16 protein-coding genes are annotated in these 16,322 nt (G+C 74.3%); 10 read left to right on the top strand and 6 right to left on the bottom strand.

The genetic code is table 11. The features are described from left to right. Positions 1-40: 40 nt before the first annotated feature. From groL to ACGFZL_RS15225, 5 genes are all read left to right on the top strand, one after another. Positions 41-1,663, top strand: coding sequence for a chaperonin GroEL (groL, locus tag ACGFZL_RS15245; RefSeq protein WP_355172382.1), 1,623 nt, complete (start codon positions 41-43; stop codon positions 1,661-1,663). Positions 1,664-1,942: 279 nt separating this feature from the next. Next, positions 1,943-3,079, top strand: a complete 1,137-nt coding sequence (locus ACGFZL_RS15240) for an NADH:flavin oxidoreductase (RefSeq protein WP_355172380.1) — start codon at positions 1,943-1,945, stop codon at positions 3,077-3,079. 162 nt (positions 3,080-3,241) lie between these two features. Further along, positions 3,242-4,426: a PP2C family protein-serine/threonine phosphatase gene (locus ACGFZL_RS15235; protein WP_393691805.1), complete on the top strand. Its 1,185-nt coding sequence runs from the start codon at positions 3,242-3,244 to the stop codon at positions 4,424-4,426. Positions 4,427-4,814: 388 nt separating this feature from the next. Further along, entirely contained in the window at positions 4,815-6,416 is a 1,602-nt protein-coding gene (locus ACGFZL_RS15230; RefSeq protein ID WP_393691906.1) for an ATP-binding protein, read from the top strand. Then, complete coding sequence (locus tag ACGFZL_RS15225) at positions 6,413-6,874, top strand: response regulator (protein ID WP_393691803.1); 462 nt, start codon at positions 6,413-6,415, stop codon at positions 6,872-6,874. The genes ACGFZL_RS15230 and ACGFZL_RS15225 overlap by 4 nt, the downstream gene beginning before the upstream one ends. 11 nt (positions 6,875-6,885) lie before the next feature. Here the strand turns inward: ACGFZL_RS15225 and ACGFZL_RS15220 are convergent, their stop codons facing one another. The 3 genes from ACGFZL_RS15220 to ACGFZL_RS15210 all read right to left on the bottom strand — a co-directional run bounded on the left by ACGFZL_RS15220 (position 6,886) and on the right by ACGFZL_RS15210 (position 9,425). Then, positions 6,886-7,449, bottom strand: coding sequence for a hypothetical protein (locus ACGFZL_RS15220; RefSeq protein ID WP_393691801.1), 564 nt, complete (start codon positions 7,447-7,449; stop codon positions 6,886-6,888). A 111-nt stretch (positions 7,450-7,560) separates the two neighbouring features. After that, positions 7,561-8,508 carry an N-acetylmuramic acid 6-phosphate etherase gene (murQ, locus tag ACGFZL_RS15215; protein ID WP_393691799.1) on the bottom strand — a complete coding sequence of 316 codons (948 nt, stop codon included), beginning with the start codon at positions 8,506-8,508 and terminating at the stop codon, positions 7,561-7,563. A gap of 65 nt (positions 8,509-8,573) precedes the next feature. Further along, positions 8,574-9,425, bottom strand: coding sequence for a MurR/RpiR family transcriptional regulator (locus ACGFZL_RS15210; protein WP_355172668.1), 852 nt, complete (start codon positions 9,423-9,425; stop codon positions 8,574-8,576). Positions 9,426-9,550: 125 nt separating this feature from the next. Here ACGFZL_RS15210 and ACGFZL_RS15205 point away from each other — a divergent pair, with 125 nt between their 5' ends. Beyond that, on the top strand, positions 9,551-9,949 hold the full coding sequence (locus ACGFZL_RS15205; protein ID WP_355172370.1) for a hypothetical protein: 399 nt from the start codon (positions 9,551-9,553) through the stop codon (positions 9,947-9,949). Further along, positions 9,946-10,218, top strand: coding sequence for a DUF4031 domain-containing protein (locus ACGFZL_RS15200; protein WP_355172368.1), 273 nt, complete (start codon positions 9,946-9,948; stop codon positions 10,216-10,218). The genes ACGFZL_RS15205 and ACGFZL_RS15200 overlap by 4 nt, the downstream gene beginning before the upstream one ends. Here ACGFZL_RS15200 and ACGFZL_RS15195 read toward each other — a convergent pair. Together ACGFZL_RS15195 and ACGFZL_RS15190 are read right to left on the bottom strand one after the other, a co-directional pair. Further along, the gene (locus ACGFZL_RS15195) at positions 10,215-11,285 is read right to left on the bottom strand and encodes a GNAT family N-acetyltransferase (protein ID WP_393691796.1); all 1,071 of its coding nucleotides are present in this window, start codon (positions 11,283-11,285) and stop codon (positions 10,215-10,217) included. The two genes, ACGFZL_RS15200 and ACGFZL_RS15195, sit on opposite strands and share 4 nt — an antisense overlap. Before the next feature lie 10 nt (positions 11,286-11,295). Beyond that, complete coding sequence (locus ACGFZL_RS15190) at positions 11,296-11,958, bottom strand: hypothetical protein (protein WP_393691794.1); 663 nt, start codon at positions 11,956-11,958, stop codon at positions 11,296-11,298. A 57-nt stretch (positions 11,959-12,015) separates the two neighbouring features. Here ACGFZL_RS15190 and ACGFZL_RS15185 point away from each other — a divergent pair, with 57 nt between their 5' ends. Then, positions 12,016-12,702 carry a maleylpyruvate isomerase family mycothiol-dependent enzyme gene (locus tag ACGFZL_RS15185; RefSeq protein ID WP_393691792.1) on the top strand — a complete coding sequence of 229 codons (687 nt, stop codon included), beginning with the start codon at positions 12,016-12,018 and terminating at the stop codon, positions 12,700-12,702. A 118-nt stretch (positions 12,703-12,820) separates the two neighbouring features. Beyond that, the gene (locus tag ACGFZL_RS15180; RefSeq protein ID WP_393691790.1) at positions 12,821-13,513 is read left to right on the top strand and encodes a copper homeostasis protein CutC; all 693 of its coding nucleotides are present in this window, start codon (positions 12,821-12,823) and stop codon (positions 13,511-13,513) included. Between the two features lie 226 nt (positions 13,514-13,739). Here ACGFZL_RS15180 and ACGFZL_RS15175 read toward each other — a convergent pair whose 3' ends face one another. Further along, positions 13,740-15,782 carry a HelD family protein gene (locus ACGFZL_RS15175; protein WP_393691788.1) on the bottom strand — a complete coding sequence of 681 codons (2,043 nt, stop codon included), beginning with the start codon at positions 15,780-15,782 and terminating at the stop codon, positions 13,740-13,742. A gap of 193 nt (positions 15,783-15,975) precedes the next feature. Here ACGFZL_RS15175 and ACGFZL_RS15170 point away from each other — a divergent pair, with 193 nt between their 5' ends. Further along, positions 15,976-16,308, top strand: a complete 333-nt coding sequence (locus ACGFZL_RS15170; protein ID WP_393691786.1) for a hypothetical protein — start codon at positions 15,976-15,978, stop codon at positions 16,306-16,308. Positions 16,309-16,322 lie beyond the last annotated feature (14 nt).

Here is a 16,322-nt window from a genome sequence, read left to right as displayed (position 1 = left end):
TCCGAAGGAATCACCCCCAGTCCTGGAGGGACCACTTCACATGGCCAAGATCATCGCGTTCGACGAGGAGGCGCGGCGCGGCCTCGAGCGCGGCATGAACCAGCTCGCGGACGCCGTCAAGGTGACGCTCGGCCCCAAGGGCCGCAACGTCGTCCTCGAGAAGAAGTGGGGCGCGCCCACGATCACCAACGACGGCGTCTCCATCGCCAAGGAGATCGAGCTCGAGGACCCGTACGAGAAGATCGGCGCCGAGCTGGTCAAGGAAGTCGCCAAGAAGACGGACGACGTCGCCGGCGACGGTACGACCACCGCCACCGTCCTCGCCCAGGCCCTGGTCAAGGAGGGCCTGCGCAACGTGGCCGCGGGTGCCAACCCGATGGCCCTCAAGCGCGGCATCGAGAAGGCCGTAGAGGCCGTCTCCACCGCCCTGCTCGAGCAGGCGAAGGACGTCGAGACCAAGGAGCAGATCGCCTCCACGGCCTCCATCTCCGCCGCCGACACCCAGATCGGCGAGCTGATCGCCGAGGCGATGGACAAGGTCGGCAAGGAAGGCGTCATCACCGTCGAGGAGTCGCAGACCTTCGGTCTCGAGCTCGAGCTCACCGAGGGCATGCGCTTCGACAAGGGCTACATCTCGGCGTACTTCGCCACCGACATGGAGCGTATGGAGGCGTCCCTGGACGACCCGTACATCCTGATCGCCAACTCCAAGATCGGCAACGTCAAGGACCTGCTGCCGCTCCTGGAGAAGGTCATGCAGTCGGGCAAGCCGCTGCTGATCATCGCCGAGGACGTCGAGGGCGAGGCCCTGTCGACCCTGGTCGTCAACAAGATCCGCGGCACCTTCAAGTCCGTCGCCGTCAAGGCCCCGGGCTTCGGCGACCGCCGCAAGGCCATGCTCGGCGACATCGCCATCCTCACGGGCGGCGAGGTCATCTCCGAGGAGGTCGGCCTCAAGCTGGAGAACGCGACCCTGGACCTCCTGGGCCGCGCCCGCAAGGTCGTCATCACCAAGGACGAGACCACCATCGTCGACGGCGCCGGCTCGACCGACCAGGTCAACGGCCGCGTCAACCAGATCCGCGCCGAGATCGAGAACAGCGACTCGGACTACGACCGCGAGAAGCTCCAGGAGCGCCTGGCGAAGCTGGCCGGCGGCGTGGCCGTCATCAAGGCCGGTGCCGCCACCGAGGTCGAGCTCAAGGAGCGCAAGCACCGCATCGAGGACGCCGTCCGCAACGCGAAGGCGGCCGTCGAGGAGGGCATCGTCGCCGGTGGCGGCGTGGCCCTGCTCCAGGCCTCCCAGGTCTTCGAGAAGCTGGAGCTGGACGGCGACGAGGCGACCGGCGCCAACGCCGTGAAGCTCGCGCTTGAGGCCCCGCTCAAGCAGATCGCCGTCAACGGCGGCCTCGAGGGCGGCGTCGTGGTGGAGAAGGTCCGCAACCTCACCGTCGGCCACGGCCTGAACGCCGCGACCGGTGAGTACGTCGACATGATCGCCGAGGGCATCATCGACCCGGCGAAGGTCACGCGTTCCGCCCTGCAGAACGCCGCGTCCATCGCCGCGCTGTTCCTCACCACCGAGGCCGTCATCGCCGACAAGCCGGAGAAGGCCGCGGCCCCGGCCGGCGGCGGCATGCCGGGCGGTGACATGGACTTCTGATCCTCACCGGGGCTCGCCCCGAGGATCGGACCCGTCCGTCGCACGAACCGAGGGCGGCACCCCCTGTTGGACAGGGGGTGCCGCCCTCGGGCGGTTTCGCCGGTGGACGCGCCACGGAGGTCTCCGGTCTGCCGGGAACCGGTCGTTGTGGTGCCGGTCACTCGTTCCTGACGCGTGGAATGGGCGGACGGGCGGTGGGGTTGTCGCCGGGTGGCGCACCATGCGCGTGCACATACCGAGTGGTATCCCTCACCCCTCCGTCCACGAGGAGCCCCCCATATGACGACCGCCACCACCGCGGAGGCCGCCGCCTCCCGCGCGGCCCAGGTTCTCGGCCGCCCGGCCGCCATCAACGGACTGACCGTCCGCAACCGCATCGCGATGGCGCCGATGACCCGCATGTTCTCGCCGGGCGGTGTCCCGGGTGAGGACGTCCTCTCCTACTACGCCCGCCGCGCCGCCGCCGGCGTCGGGCTGATCGTCACCGAGGGGACGTACGTCGGACACGACTCCGCCGGGCAGAGCGACCGGGTGCCCCGGTTCCACGGCGAGGAGCAGCTGGCCGGGTGGGCGCGGGTCGCGGACGCCGTGCACGCGGCGGGCGGCGCGATCGTGCCGCAGCTGTGGCACATCGGCATGGTCCGCAAGCAGGGCGAGCCGCCCTTCGCGGACGCCCCCGCCGTCGGCCCCTCCGGCCTGGTCACCGAGGGCGCCGAGGTCACCGGCCGGGCCATGACCCAGCAGGACCTGGACGACGTGATCGCCGCGTTCGCCGAGTCCGCCGCCGCGGCCGAGCGCATCGGCTTCGACGGCGTGGAGCTGCACGGCGCCCACGGCTACCTGGTCGACCAGTTCCTGTGGGCGGGCACCAACCGCCGTACCGACGCCTACGGCGGCGACCCGGTCTCCCGCGCCCGGTTCGCGCGGGAGATCGTGGCGGCCGTCCGCGCGGCCGTCTCGCCCGGCTTCCCGGTCCTCTTCCGCTACTCGCAGTGGAAGCAGCAGGACTACGCCGCCCGGCTCGCCGAGACCCCCCAGGAGCTGGAGGCGATCCTCGCCCCGCTCGCCGCGGCCGGCGTCGACGCCTTCCACGCCTCCACCCGCCGCTACTGGCGCCCCGAGTTCGACGGCTCGGACCTCAACCTCGCGGGCTGGACCAAGAAGCTCACCGGCAAGCCGGTCGTCTCCGTCGGCTCGGTCGGCCTGGACGGCGACTTCACCTCGTCCTTCGCGGGCGAGGGAGCCCCGGCCGCCGGCCTGGACGACCTCCTCGACCGCATGGAGCGTGACGAGTTCGACCTCGTCGCCGTGGGACGCGCCCTGCTCCAGGACCCGCAGTGGGCCGAGAAGGTCCTCGCCGGGCGCTTCGGGGAGCTGGCCGCCTTCGACGCGGCGTCCCTGACCACCCTGAGCTGACCCGCCGTACCCCGCCGGATGCGCACCTGGTCCAGACCCCTGGGGAAGTCGTGACCTTTTTGTGCGCATCCGGCAAACACCTGGTCGAGCGCTGCCGGTAAACTCCCAGTGGTTGTTTCCCGGGGGACAGGGTGCGGGGACAGGGTGCGAGAGGCGGGGAGCGTGGGCGGAGCCGGGGCGGAGGCTTGGCAGTCGCCGGACCCCTCGGTCCTGTTGGTCGAGGACGACGCCGGGGACGCCCTCCTCGTCGAGGAGCTGGTCGCCGACAGCACGCTGAAGATGCGGCTGCGGTGGGTGCGGTCCATGGCCGAGGCGCGCGAGGTGCTCGCGGCCGAGGTGCCCGACTGCGTGCTACTCGACCTCAACCTGCCCGACGCGCGCGGCCTGGAGGCCGTGTCCATGATCCAGTCGGTCAACGAGCAGGTCGCCGTCGTCGTGCTCACCGGCCTAGCCGGGGAGGAGACCGGGCTCGCGGCGGTGGCCGCCGGTGCCCAGGACTACCTGGTCAAGGGCCGGGTGGAGCCGGAGCTGTTCGGCCGCGCCGTGCGCTACGCGATCCAGCGCAAGCAGGCCGAGCAGGCCGCCGTCGCCCTCCAGGCCAGCCAGATGCAGGCCCAGGAGAACGCCCGCCTGGAACGCGGCCTGCTGCCGCGTCCGCTGCTGCGGGACGCCGACGTCGACATCGTCACCCGCTACCGCCCCGGGCGTGCGCAGGCCCTGCTCGGCGGCGACTTCTACGACATCGTCCAGAGCGGCGACGGCTCGGTGCACGCCCTGATCGGCGACGTCTCCGGGCACGGCCCCGACGAGGCCGCGCTCGGCGTGGCCCTGCGCATCGCCTGGCGCACCCTGGTGCTCAGCGGCATCACCGGCGCCGAGCAGCTGGTCCGTTTGGAGGAGATCCTCGTCGCGGAGCGGGCCCGCACCCATGTCTTCGCCACCCTCACCGTGCTCACCGCCCACCCGGGCACCCCGCATGTGCGGGTCGTCCGGGCCGGCCACCCCGGGATGCTGCTGCGCACCGCGGACGGCGGCGTGCGGTGGGTCGAGATCGACGGCGGCCCCGCGCTCGGCGTCGTCCCCGGCGGGGCCCACTGGCCCGAGCGGGACATGGCCGTGCCGGCCGGCGCGGCGCTGGTGCTCTTCACCGACGGCCTCTTCGAGGGCTACATCGGCGAGGGCAGGGAGCGCCTGGGCGAGGACGGCCTGCTGCGGCTGGCCCGCGAGGTCGCCGGGTACGAGCCCGCGCCCTTCGTGGACGGCCTGATCGAACGCGCCGAGGCCCTGGCCGAGAGCCGTGGGGGCCTCGACGACGACGTGGCCGTACTGCACCTGCGATGGAACTGAGAACGGGCGGAAGCGGGACGTGACGGAGAACGGTGCGGTGCGCCTCGACGACGAGCCGGGGCGGATGGACGCCGCGGCGGCAGAGGGCGGTGCCTGGGTGAGCGGCGCGGCTCCCGGCAGCGGCGCGGTCCGCAGCGGCGGGGCGGTCCGCAGCAGCGGTGCGGCGCCCGGAAGCGACGCGGGGACGAGAGACAGCGCGGTGCCGGACAGCGGCGCGGCGGAGAACAGCACGGTGGCGGAGGACGACGCGGTGGCCGACGACGGCAAGGCGGCGCGCGACGGCGCGGCGGCGGACGACAGCGCCACGGCGCGGGACGGCGCGGGTGCGCAGAGCGGCGCGGCCGTGCACGGCGGTGCCCCGGCGTCCCGGCGTCGGGTCGGGCGGCGGATGACCGTGCAGGGCTGGTTCCAGGTCGTGCTGGCCCTCATGGTGCTGCTGGTCGTGGCCGGCACGGTGATCGGCGTCCGGGTGCTCGGGCAGACCTCGGAGGCCACCGACCAGGTCGCCGACCGCCTCCAGCCGGCCCAGACCGAGGCGTACCGGCTCCAGTCGGCCCTGGTGAACCAGGAGACCGGCCTGCGCGGCTACGCCATCGCCACCGACCGCCAGTTCCTGGAGCCCTATGCCCAGGGGCAGAAGGACGAGGCCCGCGCCGCCGCCCGGATACGGGAGCTGATCGGGGACCGGCCGGAACTGGTCGCGGACCTGGAGGCGGTCCAGCGTGCGGGGGCCGACTGGCGCCGCACCTACGCCGAGCCCCTCATGACCTCCGTCACCCCCGGCCAGCCCCGGTCGGTGGACGCGGCCACCGCCGAGCGCGGCAAGAAGGTCTTCGACGACCTGCGCGGCGTGTGGGCCACCCAGAACAAGGACCTCGCCGCGGCCGTCGCCGACGGCAAGGACCACATGAAACACGTCCGCACGGTCCGCAGTCTGGCCCTCGCCGGCATGGTGACCGTCTTCCTGCTGGCCGGACTGGTCCTCACCCTGCTGGTGCAGATGCTGGTGGCCCGCCCGCTGCGCTCGCTGCGCGAGTCCTCGCGCCGGGTCGCGCAGGGCGACTTCGAGCACGAGATCCACGGCCAGGGCCCGGCCGACCTGGTCGCGCTCGCCGAGGACGTCGAGGACATGCGGCAGAAGATCGTCGCCGAGCTGGACGCCTCCCACGGCCAGCAGGACGTCCTCGCCCGGCAGGCCGCCGACCTGGACGCCCAGGCGGTGGAGCTGCGCCGCTCCAACGCCGAGCTGGAGCAGTTCGCGTACGTCGCCTCGCACGACCTCCAGGAGCCGCTGCGCAAGGTCGCCTCCTTCTGCCAGCTCCTGGAGAAGCGCTACGGCGACAAGCTGGACGACCGGGGCCGGCAGTACATCGACTTCGCGGTGGACGGCGCCAAGCGCATGCAGGTCCTCATCAACGACCTGCTCACCTTCTCCCGCGTCGGCCGCCTCAACGACACCCGCGTCGGCGTCGACCTCGACCAGGCCCTGTCCAAGGCGCTGACCAACCTGGACACCGCCGTCACCGAGTCCGGCGCCCGCGTCGAGCGGCCCGAGCGGCTGCCCGAGGTGACCGGCGACCCGACCCTGCTGACGATGCTGCTGCAGAACCTCGTCGGCAACGCCGTGAAGTTCCGCCACCCCGAGCGGCCCCCGCTGATCCGCGTCACCTGCGAGCGGGACCCGGAGACGCCGGACGCCTGGCGGCTGTCGGTCGCGGACAACGGCATCGGCATCCCGGAGGAGTTCGCCGAGAAGGTCTTCGTGATCTTCCAGCGGCTGCACGGCCGGGACGCGTACGGCGGCACCGGCATCGGTCTGGCACTCTGCAAGAAGATCGTGGAACACCACGGCGGCCGCATCTGGATCGATACCGCCCACACCGGCGGCACCCGCCTCTGCTTCACCCTCCCGTCGGGCGCCGAGACATCCGACTCACCCGGCACCGCCGGCGGCACCGACTCCCGCACCGACGAAAAGGCCCTGACATGACGACTCCCGACGCGACCCCGATCGACGTCCTCCTCGTCGAGGACGACCCCGGCGACGAGCTGATGACCCGCGAGGCGTTCGAGGACAACAAGATCGGCAACACGCTGCACGTCGTCCGCGACGGCGAGGAGGCCCTCGACTTCCTCTACCGGCGCGGCAAGCACGAGGGCGCGCCGCGCCCCGACCTGATCCTGCTCGACCTCAACCTGCCCAAGTACGACGGGCGGCAGGTCCTGGAGCGCATCAAGTCCGACGCGGACCTGACCGACATCCCCGTGGTGGTGCTGACCACCTCCTCCGCCGAGGAGGACATCCTGCGCAGCTACAAGCTGCACGCCAACGCGTACGTCACCAAGCCGGTCGACCTGGACCAGTTCATCGCCGCGGTCCGGCAGATCGACGACTTCTTCGTGCAGGTGGTACGCCTGCCCGGACGCCGGCCGGGGCTGGGGATCTAAGGGGCGTAGGGCTAGCCCATCGGCTCGGTGTCCCGGCGCACCGGGGTGCCCCAGGTGCGCAGCACCTCGTAGTCGGTGAACTCGTGCACCAGCCGGTACGCCATCGCGGCGCGCGGCGCCCGCACCTGCGCCGCGATGTACAGCTCCGCCTCGCGCCGGTCCCGGCGCGGGGTGCCGCACAGCTCCCAGGTCCGGCCGTTCCACGCCTCAGGCAGCCACCGCTGCTGCGGCTGCGGCCGTTCGCCGCGCATGCCGTAGCGGGAGGGCACCGGCTCGGCGGGGCGGGCCGGCGCCGGGCCGCCGTCGTACTCGGCCCGGCGGGCGGCGCGCCGGCGGGTCTCGCACAGCAGGCACAGGTCGGGGGCGGCGCTGTCCACCGGCCCGTTCGGGTGCTCGGGGCAACGCGTGGTGGGCGCCGCCGTGGTGACGCTCTCCTCCAGCAGATCCACGGCCCGCTTGAGATCGGCCCGCACCTCATGCAGCTTCCCGTCCGGCGTGTCAGAGGCCAGCGCCTCCCCATGCTCCCCGAGCAGACGCAGGGCCCGCCCGAGGGCGGTCAGCTGGGCGTGATTCATACCTTTCAGAATCGCACACGCCCACGGGGGAACCCGCCGGGCTCTGCGCCCGCCCCGGACCCGCCGCCCTCTGCGACCAACGTGACCGCACGCCTCAAGGGGCGCGCACCCCTAACCGTCCGCCGAACCCAACGCAGCCCGCAGATGCCCCCCGCTCTCCGCCAGAAGCCGCGCGGCCGCAGGCCCGTCCACCCCGGCCAACAGCACGAGCACCGCGTTCTTGACCTCACCGTCCGTGGCGGCAAGGGCCCGCTCGATCTCCGCGTCGTCGGCCCCCGTGGCCAGCGCCACGATCCGCCGCGACCGCGCACGCAGCTTCTCGTTGGACGCCCGGACGTCGACCATCAGATTCCCGTACGTCTTCCCCAGCCGGATCATCGTGATCGTCGACAACATGTTCAGCACCAGCTTCTGCGCGGTCCCCGCCTTCAGCCGCGTGGACCCCGTGACCAGCTCGGGCCCGACGACGACCTCGATCGGATGCTCCGCGGCAGCCGCCAGCGCGCTGCCCGGGTTGCAGGCGAGCCCGACCGTGAGCGCCCCCAGCGCCCGCGCGTGCGCGACCGCGCCCACGGCGTACGGCGTGCGCCCCGACGCGGAGACGCCGACCACCGTGTCCTCGGCGGTCAGCGCCAGCGCGTCCAGGTCGGCGCGGGCCAGCTCGGCGGAGTCCTCGGCGCCCTCCACGGAGGTGACCATCGCCGGCGGGCCGCCCGCGATGAGGCCGACGACCTGCCCGGGGGCGGTGTTGAAGGTGGGCGGGCACTCCGAGGCGTCGAGCACGCCGAGCCGCCCCGCCGTGCCGGCGCCCGCGTAGACGAGCCGGCCGCCGCGGGCCATGCGGGCGGCGACCGCGTCGACGGCGGCGGCGATCTCGGGCAGCCGCTCGGCGACGGCGGCGGGCACGGTGGCGTCCTCCCCGTTCATCAGCCGGGCGATCTCCACGGTGTCGAGACGGTCGATCTCGGCCAGCTCGGGCCGGAACGCCTCGGTGGCCAGGGTCTCCAGCTGGGATCGCAGGTCGGCGTCGGAATGGGGGGTGCGGGGGGCGGAGGTCATGGCGTGCGGCTCTTCTCCCAAGGCGGAACGGGTGCTCGATGACTCGATGAGGAGGACGGCCCGGGTCAGCGCTGCGTTCCGCCGCGCGCCCCGTGCCGGTGGGCCAGCGCCTCGTACGACGCCGCGAGCGCCGGGGCCGCCGTCTCGTAGGTGCGCTGGGCGACGCCCACGAACAGGCAGTCCACCACCAGGAGCTGGCTGGTGCGCGACGACATCGCGGCCGGGCGCAGCTCGCTCTCCCGGGAGGTGGAGGTGGTCAGCACGTGGTCCGCGTACTGCGTGACCGGGCTGTCCGGGCGGCCGGTGATGGCGACGGTGGTGGCGCCGCGCTCGAAGGCGGTGCGCAGCGGCTCGATGACGTCGCCGGTCGATCCGGAGTGGGTGATGGCGAGGGCGACGTCCCCGGTGCGCAGCTGCACCGCGTTGGTGACGGCGAGGTGGGGGTCGCTGGGCGCGTGGGCTATGAGCCCTATCCGCAGCAGCTTCTGGGTGAGATCCTGGGCGACCAGGCCGGAGGCGCCGATGCCGTACACGTCGGTGCGCCGGGCGGCGGCGAGGGCGGCCACGGCGGCGCCCAGCTGGGCGGTGTCCAGGCTCGCGGCGGTGTCGGCGAGGGTCTGCTGCTCGTCGTAGGCGAGCTTGGCGACCACGTCGGCGATCGGGTCGTCCACCGCGATGTCGGTGGTGATGGCGGGCGCCCGGCCCGACTGCTGCTGGGCGGCGAGACCGGCCAGGGCGAGGCGCAGGTCGCGGTAGCCGGGGTAGCCGAGGAGGCGGGCGGTGCGCACGACGGTCGCCTCGCTGGTGCCGGTCAGCTCGGCGAGGCCGGTGACGGTGAGGGCCGCGCAGCCGGCCGGATCGCCGGCGACGGCCTCCGCGACGCGCTGCATGGAGCGGGTCATCGAGGGCGCGAGCATCCGCACCTTGGCCGCGAGGGCGGCGGGCACCGGCGGGGTGGCGAAAGTTTCCTTCAGCTTCTCGGGCACCCTTGAAAGTTACTTTCACTTCGGTCCGTCGGTCAAGAGTGCGCACAATGGGGGGTATGGACGAGCCCGACGCCACCCTGAGCCCCCTGGAGCAGTCCCTGCACGCCGCCCGCGCCCTGGTGCTGGCCGACCTGATGGCGGGCCGCGTCGCCGAGGCGGACATCGTCTCGCTGGTCGAGGACTCGGTGACACAGCGCCGCTGGTGGGTCGAACAGTGGCCGGAGGGCGCCGAGTTCGTCGCCGGCCTGGTCGCGCAGGACGTGCAGGACGCGCTCCTGGAGCGGTACGGACGCTGGCCGCTGTGCCCGGTGTGCGGCTCGGGTGACCCGCACGCCCTGGAGGTCGAGCCGGAGTTGGGGCCCGACCCGCACTGGGTGTGCCACAAGGCGGGCGTGCAGGTCGCGGCGGTCGGCGGCCTCGGCGCGGCCCTCGGCGGCGGCCCGGACACCGCGTGAGCGTCTACATCGACCCGCCGACCTGGCCGGGCCACGGGCGGCTGTGGTCGCACCTGGTCAGCGACGCCTCCCTCGCCGAGCTGCACGCCTTCGCGGCGGCCCTCGGCGTCCCCCGCCGCGCCTTCGAGCGCGACCACTACGACGTCCCCTCCCACCGCTACGCCGACGCGGTCGCGGCCGGCGCCCGGGAGGTGACCAGCCGCGAGGTGGTACGCCTGCTGCACGCGGCGGGGCTGCGCCGGCGCAAGCGGGCCGCGGGTGCTCCCTAGCGGCCGCGCAGTTCGTACGCGAACAGCTCCGCGTCGTCCGCGACCCGGGTGAAGCCGGCGCGGGCGAGGACCGCCTGGGAGGCGTGGTTGTCCGGCTCGGTCGTGGCGAACACGGCGGTCACCTCCGGGCGTCGCAGCGCCCACCCGGCCAGCGCGCGCAGCGCCTCGGTGGCGTGGCCCGCGCCGCGGGCGGCCGGCACCAGGTCGTAGCCGACCTCCACCCGGCCGTCCTCGTCCGGGGCCCCGTGGAAGCCGATGCCGCCGATCGCGCGGCCGTCGGCGCGGCGCACCAGCGTGAACACGCCCCACTCCGGCCGGTGCACCCCCGCCTCGTACGCCTTGCGCAGCATCCCGGCCGCGTCGCGCGTGCCCTGGTACGGGCCGCCGTCCGGCCAGTCGAAGCCGCCGTCGCCGCCCGCCGCGAGGTCGGCCGCGGCGGCCGGTGTGACGCCCTGGAGGGTGAGCCGCTCGGTCCCGACGACCAGGTTGTTGCGCCAGCGCCACTCGGTGACGGGGGGCCGCCCCGGCAGGTCGGCGCGGCCGGTGGCCCACAGCAGGGTGCGCCAGGGGTCGGTGCCGGGCTGGACGTGCGGGAAGATCCGGCCGAGCACCTCGGCGCAGAGCCCGGCGGGCGGCTCGTAGGTGAGGCCGAGGCCCTCGGCGATGTCGTGGGTGTGCAGCACCACCTCGGTGACGCCCATCGCGGCGAAGCCGACGCGGTCCGCGCTGCGGAAGGGGTACGGGTGGAAGGCGCGGACGTCGGGCGGCGTGGTGGCGACGGCGGCGGCGAGCAGGGCGCCGGTCGTCTCGACGACGTCCAGGACGCCGTCGTGGTCGGTGCCGTCGTCCAGGGTGAGGGCGAAGGGGACGTAGGCGGTGGTGGCCCGGCCGGCGAGCTGCCCGGCGTAGGCGATGAGGTCACTGGCGATGTGCTCGGCCGTCTCCCGGCAGCTCCACGCCAGCCGCCCGGCCCGGGTCCCCGCCCAGTCCCGGTCCGTCGCCGTCCGCAGCAGCGCCACCGCGCCCGCCACGGCCTCCGTCACCTGTGCCCCGCCCATGTCTCCCATGCGGGGCAGGCTAGGCGGTGGGCCCCTCCGCCGACGACAGCATTTCCAGCTCGCCGGTGAGGTTGTACCGGGCCGTCGCCTCCCACTCCCGCCGGCCGTGCGGGGTGTGGAACAGCCGGGGCAGGGCGAGCAGTTGGCGCAGGATCGCGGAGCGCCCGGCGCGGAAGGCGTCGTCCGGCACGAAGTGGTACTCCGCGCGCACGGCGGCCGTGTAGGCGGCGTACGCGGCCGGCGGTGAGGCGAGGACCGCGAGGTCGGCGTCGCACAGCACCTGCCCGTCGGGGTCGTCCTCGGCCGGGTCGTGCCCGGTGGTCAGCCGCACCAGGCGCGCCACCTCGGCGGTCCGCGCGGCCGGCACCCCGGCCTCCGGCAGCGCGCGCTCGGCCAGCCGCGCCGAGCGCTCCTCGTTGGTGGACCGCTCGGGCAGGTACACCGCGTCGTGGAACCAGGCGGCGAGCCGCACGGCGGCCGGGTCGGCGGCGTACTCCGCGAGGGTGTCGACGTGGTCGAGGACGGCGGTGAGGTGGTCCGGCGTGTGGTACTTGCGCTGCGGCTCCGACCAGCGGCGCAGCAGCTCGTCGGCGTACGGCTCCGGGTCCGTGTGGCCCTCGCCCTCCCGAGCCGGGAGGAGGGCGTGCGGCCAGCGGGAGCGCAGGGCGTCGAGGTCGGCCATGCGGTCATTGTCGCGCGATCTCCACGCCGCCGGGGCCGAGGCCCTAGCGTGGACGCCATGACGACTCCTGCCGATCTGAACGACGACGTACGCGACCCCGAGCTGCCCGGCCGGCTGCTGCTGCTCGAACGGGACGAGCTGGTGCCCCTGCTGCGCGCCCGCCCCGAGGCGGACTTCGCGCTGCCGGTGGCCGCCTGCCCCGGCTGGAGCGTGCGGGACGTGCTCGCGCACTGCGCGGCGGCGCTGACCCGGGTGGTGGAGGGCCGGTTCGAGGAGGGCGCCTTCTCGCCGGCGGCCAACGACCGGGACATCGCCGAGCGGGCGGAGCGCGGCAGCGCCGAGATCGTGGACGAGCTGGAGCGCGGCCTCACCGAGGCCGGTCCGGTGATGGCCCGGGCGGACGGCCCCCTCGACGGCATCGCGCTGGGCGAGTGGGTGCACGCCGGGGACGTGCGCGAGGCGCTGGGCGAGCCGGGGGCGTACGGCGGGCGGTCGCTGCCCGAGGCACTGGCGCTGCTGGCCGCGCTCACCCGCAGGCAGGGGCGCGTGGCGCTCCACGCCGACCTGGACGACGCCGACGAGCCGCTCCGCCTCGGCGAGGCCACCGGGGAGCGTCCCCCGGGCCGCTTCCTCGGCGACGCGGCGACGCTGGTGAAGCTCTACGCCGGGCGGCCCGTGGAGCCGGGGCCCGAGTGGGAGCTGGCCGGGGTGGAGGCGGCGGAACTGAACATCTTCGGCGACTGAGCGTGTGCGGATCCGGTCGATTCCGAGGGTCAGGGCGCCCGGCGGCGGGTCACCGGCGTAACCTGGATTGGACTAGACCTGTAGCCGGGCCTGTGGCCGGCGCGAAGAATGGGGTCCCATGAGCAAGCGTGCAGTCCTGGAGGTGATCGCCCTCGGTGTCGAGGACGCGGTCGCCGCCCAGGCGGGAGGCGCGGATCGCCTCGAACTCGTCACCGACATGGCGGCCGACGGCCTGACCCCGACGGTCGCCACCGTCGCCGCGATCCGCGCCGCCGTCGACATCGACGTACGCGTGATGCTCAGGCTGGCCGACGGCTTCGCCGCCGGGGAGGTCGACCGGCTGGTGGACACCGCCGGGGAGATGCGGGCGGCCGGTGCGGAGGAGTTCGTGCTCGGCTTCCTCGACGCCGACGGCGACGTGGACCTCGTGGCGGTGGAGCGGGTCGCCGGAGCGCTGCGGGGCTGCCGCTGGACCTTCCACCGCGCCATCGACCGCGCCGCCGACCGGGCCGCCGTCCGCAAGCGCCTCGCCGACTTCCCGGGCCTGGACACCTACCTGACCGCCGGCTCGGCCGACGGCGTCTCCGACGGCCTGCCGACGCTGCTCGCCGAGGCCGAGCGGTGCGGTGAGCCGGGGTACGGTCAGCAGATCCTCGTCGGCGGCGGCCTGCGCCTCGACCACGTGCCGGTGCTGCGCGAGGCCGGCATCGACGGCTTCCACATCGGCGGCGCGGCGAGGCCGTCCGGTTGGGACGGCCCGGTCTCGGTGGACGCCGTCGCGGAGTGGCGGCGGGTGCTGGACCACGTCTGACGGGCCCCGGACCCGGCGGAGCCCTGACGTGCGAACCCCGGGTCGGGCCGAGCGGGTCAGGATCCGGTCTGGTGGGTCCTGGACCGGGGCTGAGTGGGCCCGGGGTGGCGCGGGAGGGCCCTGAGCCGGGGCTGAGCGGGCGCGGATCGGGGCGGGGAGGGCCCCGGGGGCGCGTATGGCGAGCCTCGGACCGGGGCCTGGGCCGGCCCCGGATCGGCCCCGCCGGTCAGCCCAGCTGGGCCGGCAGCGGCGCCGTGTGGGTGACGATCAGGCCCGAGACCGCTCGGGTCAGGGCGACGTACAGGCGGCGCAGGCCGGTCCGCTCGTCGGGCTCGCCGTCGACCACGGCGCCGGGCTCGTCCAGGACGACGTAGTCGTACTCCAGGCCCTTGGCCAGCGAGGCCGGGACCAGGGTGAGGCGGACCTCCGCCGTGGTCTCCGCGCCCGGCGCCAGGTGGCCGATGCCGGCCTCGGCGAGGGCTCCGGCCAGCTCCGGGACGCGGGCGTCGGCGGCGATGAGGCCCACCGAGCCCTCCCGGGCCAGCAGTTCGCGGCAGGCGGCGACGGTGCCACCGGTGCCGCCCGCCGGGCGCAGGTCGAAGAAGCCCGGGTTCTCCCGGACCGACGCCACCGGGGCGAGGCCGGGCGCGATGTGCGGCAGCAGCCGGGAGGCGTAGGCGATGACGTCCGTCGGCACGCGGAAACCGGCGGTCAGCTCCTCCACCACGGCCTCCGCCTTGCCCAGGTGGCCAAGCGCCTCCGGCCAGCTGCGGGTCGCCCACGGCGTGGTGCCCTGCGCCAGGTCGCCGAGGACGGTCGCGGAGCCGGTGGTGCAGCGCCGGCCCACCGCGCGGTACTGCATGGGGGAGAGGTCCTGCGCCTCGTCCAGGACGACGTGGCCGAGGGAGTGGGTGCGCTCGACCAGGTCGGACGCCTCGTCGACGAGGACCGCGTCGGCCGGTGACCACCTGGCCGACTTCACCGTCCGGGCGGGCTTCGCCCAGAGGACCGTCTTCTGCTCGTCGGCGGTGAGGATGCCCTCGGCGTGCTCGGCGAGGTGGTCGGGGTCGGAGAGCAGCCGCAGCACGAGCTTGGCCGGCTCCACGGCCGGCCACACCGCCTTGACGGCGGCCTTCACCGCCGCGTTGCGCGCCACCGCGTCCTGCACCCGGTCGTCCGGCGCCTCCCCGGCCCGCTCCATCTGGACGAGCACCGCGTGCGCGATCCGCTGCGGCAGGGCCTCGCGGGCGGCGCCGTAGCGGATGTCGCGGGCCAGCAGCTGGCCCACGATCTCCTCCAGCTCGTACGCCGCCACCCGCCAGCGGCGCGAGCCGCGCACCACGACGACCGGCTCGGTGGGCATGACGACGTGCGCGTACAGGGCGCGGCGCAGCACCTCGGCCATCCGGGCGTCGCCCTTGACCACGGCCGCGGCGGCCTCGTCCGCGCCCCGCACCTCGACGTGCGCGACGAGGTCCTCGACCGTCGCCTGGCGCACCGTCAGCTCGCCGAGGGCGGGCAGCACCTGCTCGATGTAGCTGAGGAAGGACCGGTTCGGCCCGATCACCAGGGTGCCGGTGCGGGCCAGCCGCTCGCGGTGCGCGTACAGCAGGTATGCCACCCGGTGCAGGCCCACCGCGGTCTTCCCGGTGCCGGGCCCGCCCTGCACGCACACCGAGCCGGCCAGGCCGGCCCGCACGATCTCGTCCTGCTCGGGCTGGATGGTGGCCACGATGTCCCGCATCGGGCCGACGCGGGGCCGCTCGATCTCCTGCTGGAGCAGCCGGCTGGTGACCGCCGCCTCGGCCGGGTCCGAGAGGTGCTCGTCCTCGTACGCGGTGAGGTCGCCGCCGGTGTAGCCGAAGCGCCGGCGCAGCGCGATGTCCTGCGGGTCGGTCTTCGACGCCCGGTAGAACGGCTGCGACACCGGCGCCCGCCAGTCGATCACCATCGGGTCGCCGTCCGCGTCGTGCACATGGCGCCGCCCGACGTAGAAGCGCTCCCCGTCCGCGCCCTCCGCCACCTCCGTGCCGGGCGCGTGCAGGTAGTCGAGGCGGCCGAAGAAGAGCGGGGTGCCGCTGAGGTCGGCCAGCGCCTTGATCCGCTCGTCGATCTGCCGCTGGAGGACGGCGGCGTTCACCCAGTTGGCGGTGACGTCGCGGATGTCGAGCGACTGGGCGTCCTCGCGCATGGCGCGCAGCGCGGAGCGGGAGGCGGCGAGGTGGGAGCGCTCACGGGACAGGGGGTCGGCGGGGACGGTCGTGGACAAGGGGGTGCCTCCGGTCTGACCAGCTGAGTGGGTGCTGCACGGATGCCGTCCGGTTTCCGTCCGGACGGCGGCGCTCCGAGGGGAGGCGGGGGAAGCGGCGATTCTAGGGCAGGGGGTCGGGCCCGGGCCAATGGATTCCGCGCCGGCGCCGGGCGGTACCGTCGGCCTCCGGCACACCTCAGGGGGGACGTCCATGCGGTACGCGACCGCTTTCGCCTGCGCCGCGGCGCTGCTCGCACTGACCGGCTGCTCGTCGCACGACTCCGCGCGGGAGCAGGAGTGGCGGGAGACCTACTGCGGCAGGCTGGGCTCCTGGCAGAGCACCAAGGCCGACGGCTCGGCCGGCGGAAAGGCCTCGGGGTACCTGGCCGTCGCCGCCGCCCGGCGCCTCGACCGGGAGGGGCTCGACCGGCACGGCAGCCACATCCTCGACGACACGGCCATGGCGGTCGACGGCGACACGGAGGCGGAGGGCCGAGCGGTGGCGTACTGCACGGACGCGGGCTTCGTGACGGGCCTCAGGTGACGTCCCTCAGGGAC

Source organism: Streptomyces sp. NPDC048182, from assembly GCF_043202555.1.
Lineage (GTDB): Bacteria > Actinomycetota > Actinomycetes > Streptomycetales > Streptomycetaceae > Streptomyces.
The sequence above is the reverse complement of the archived record's forward strand: the minus strand, read 5'-3'. Positions and strand labels throughout refer to the sequence as shown.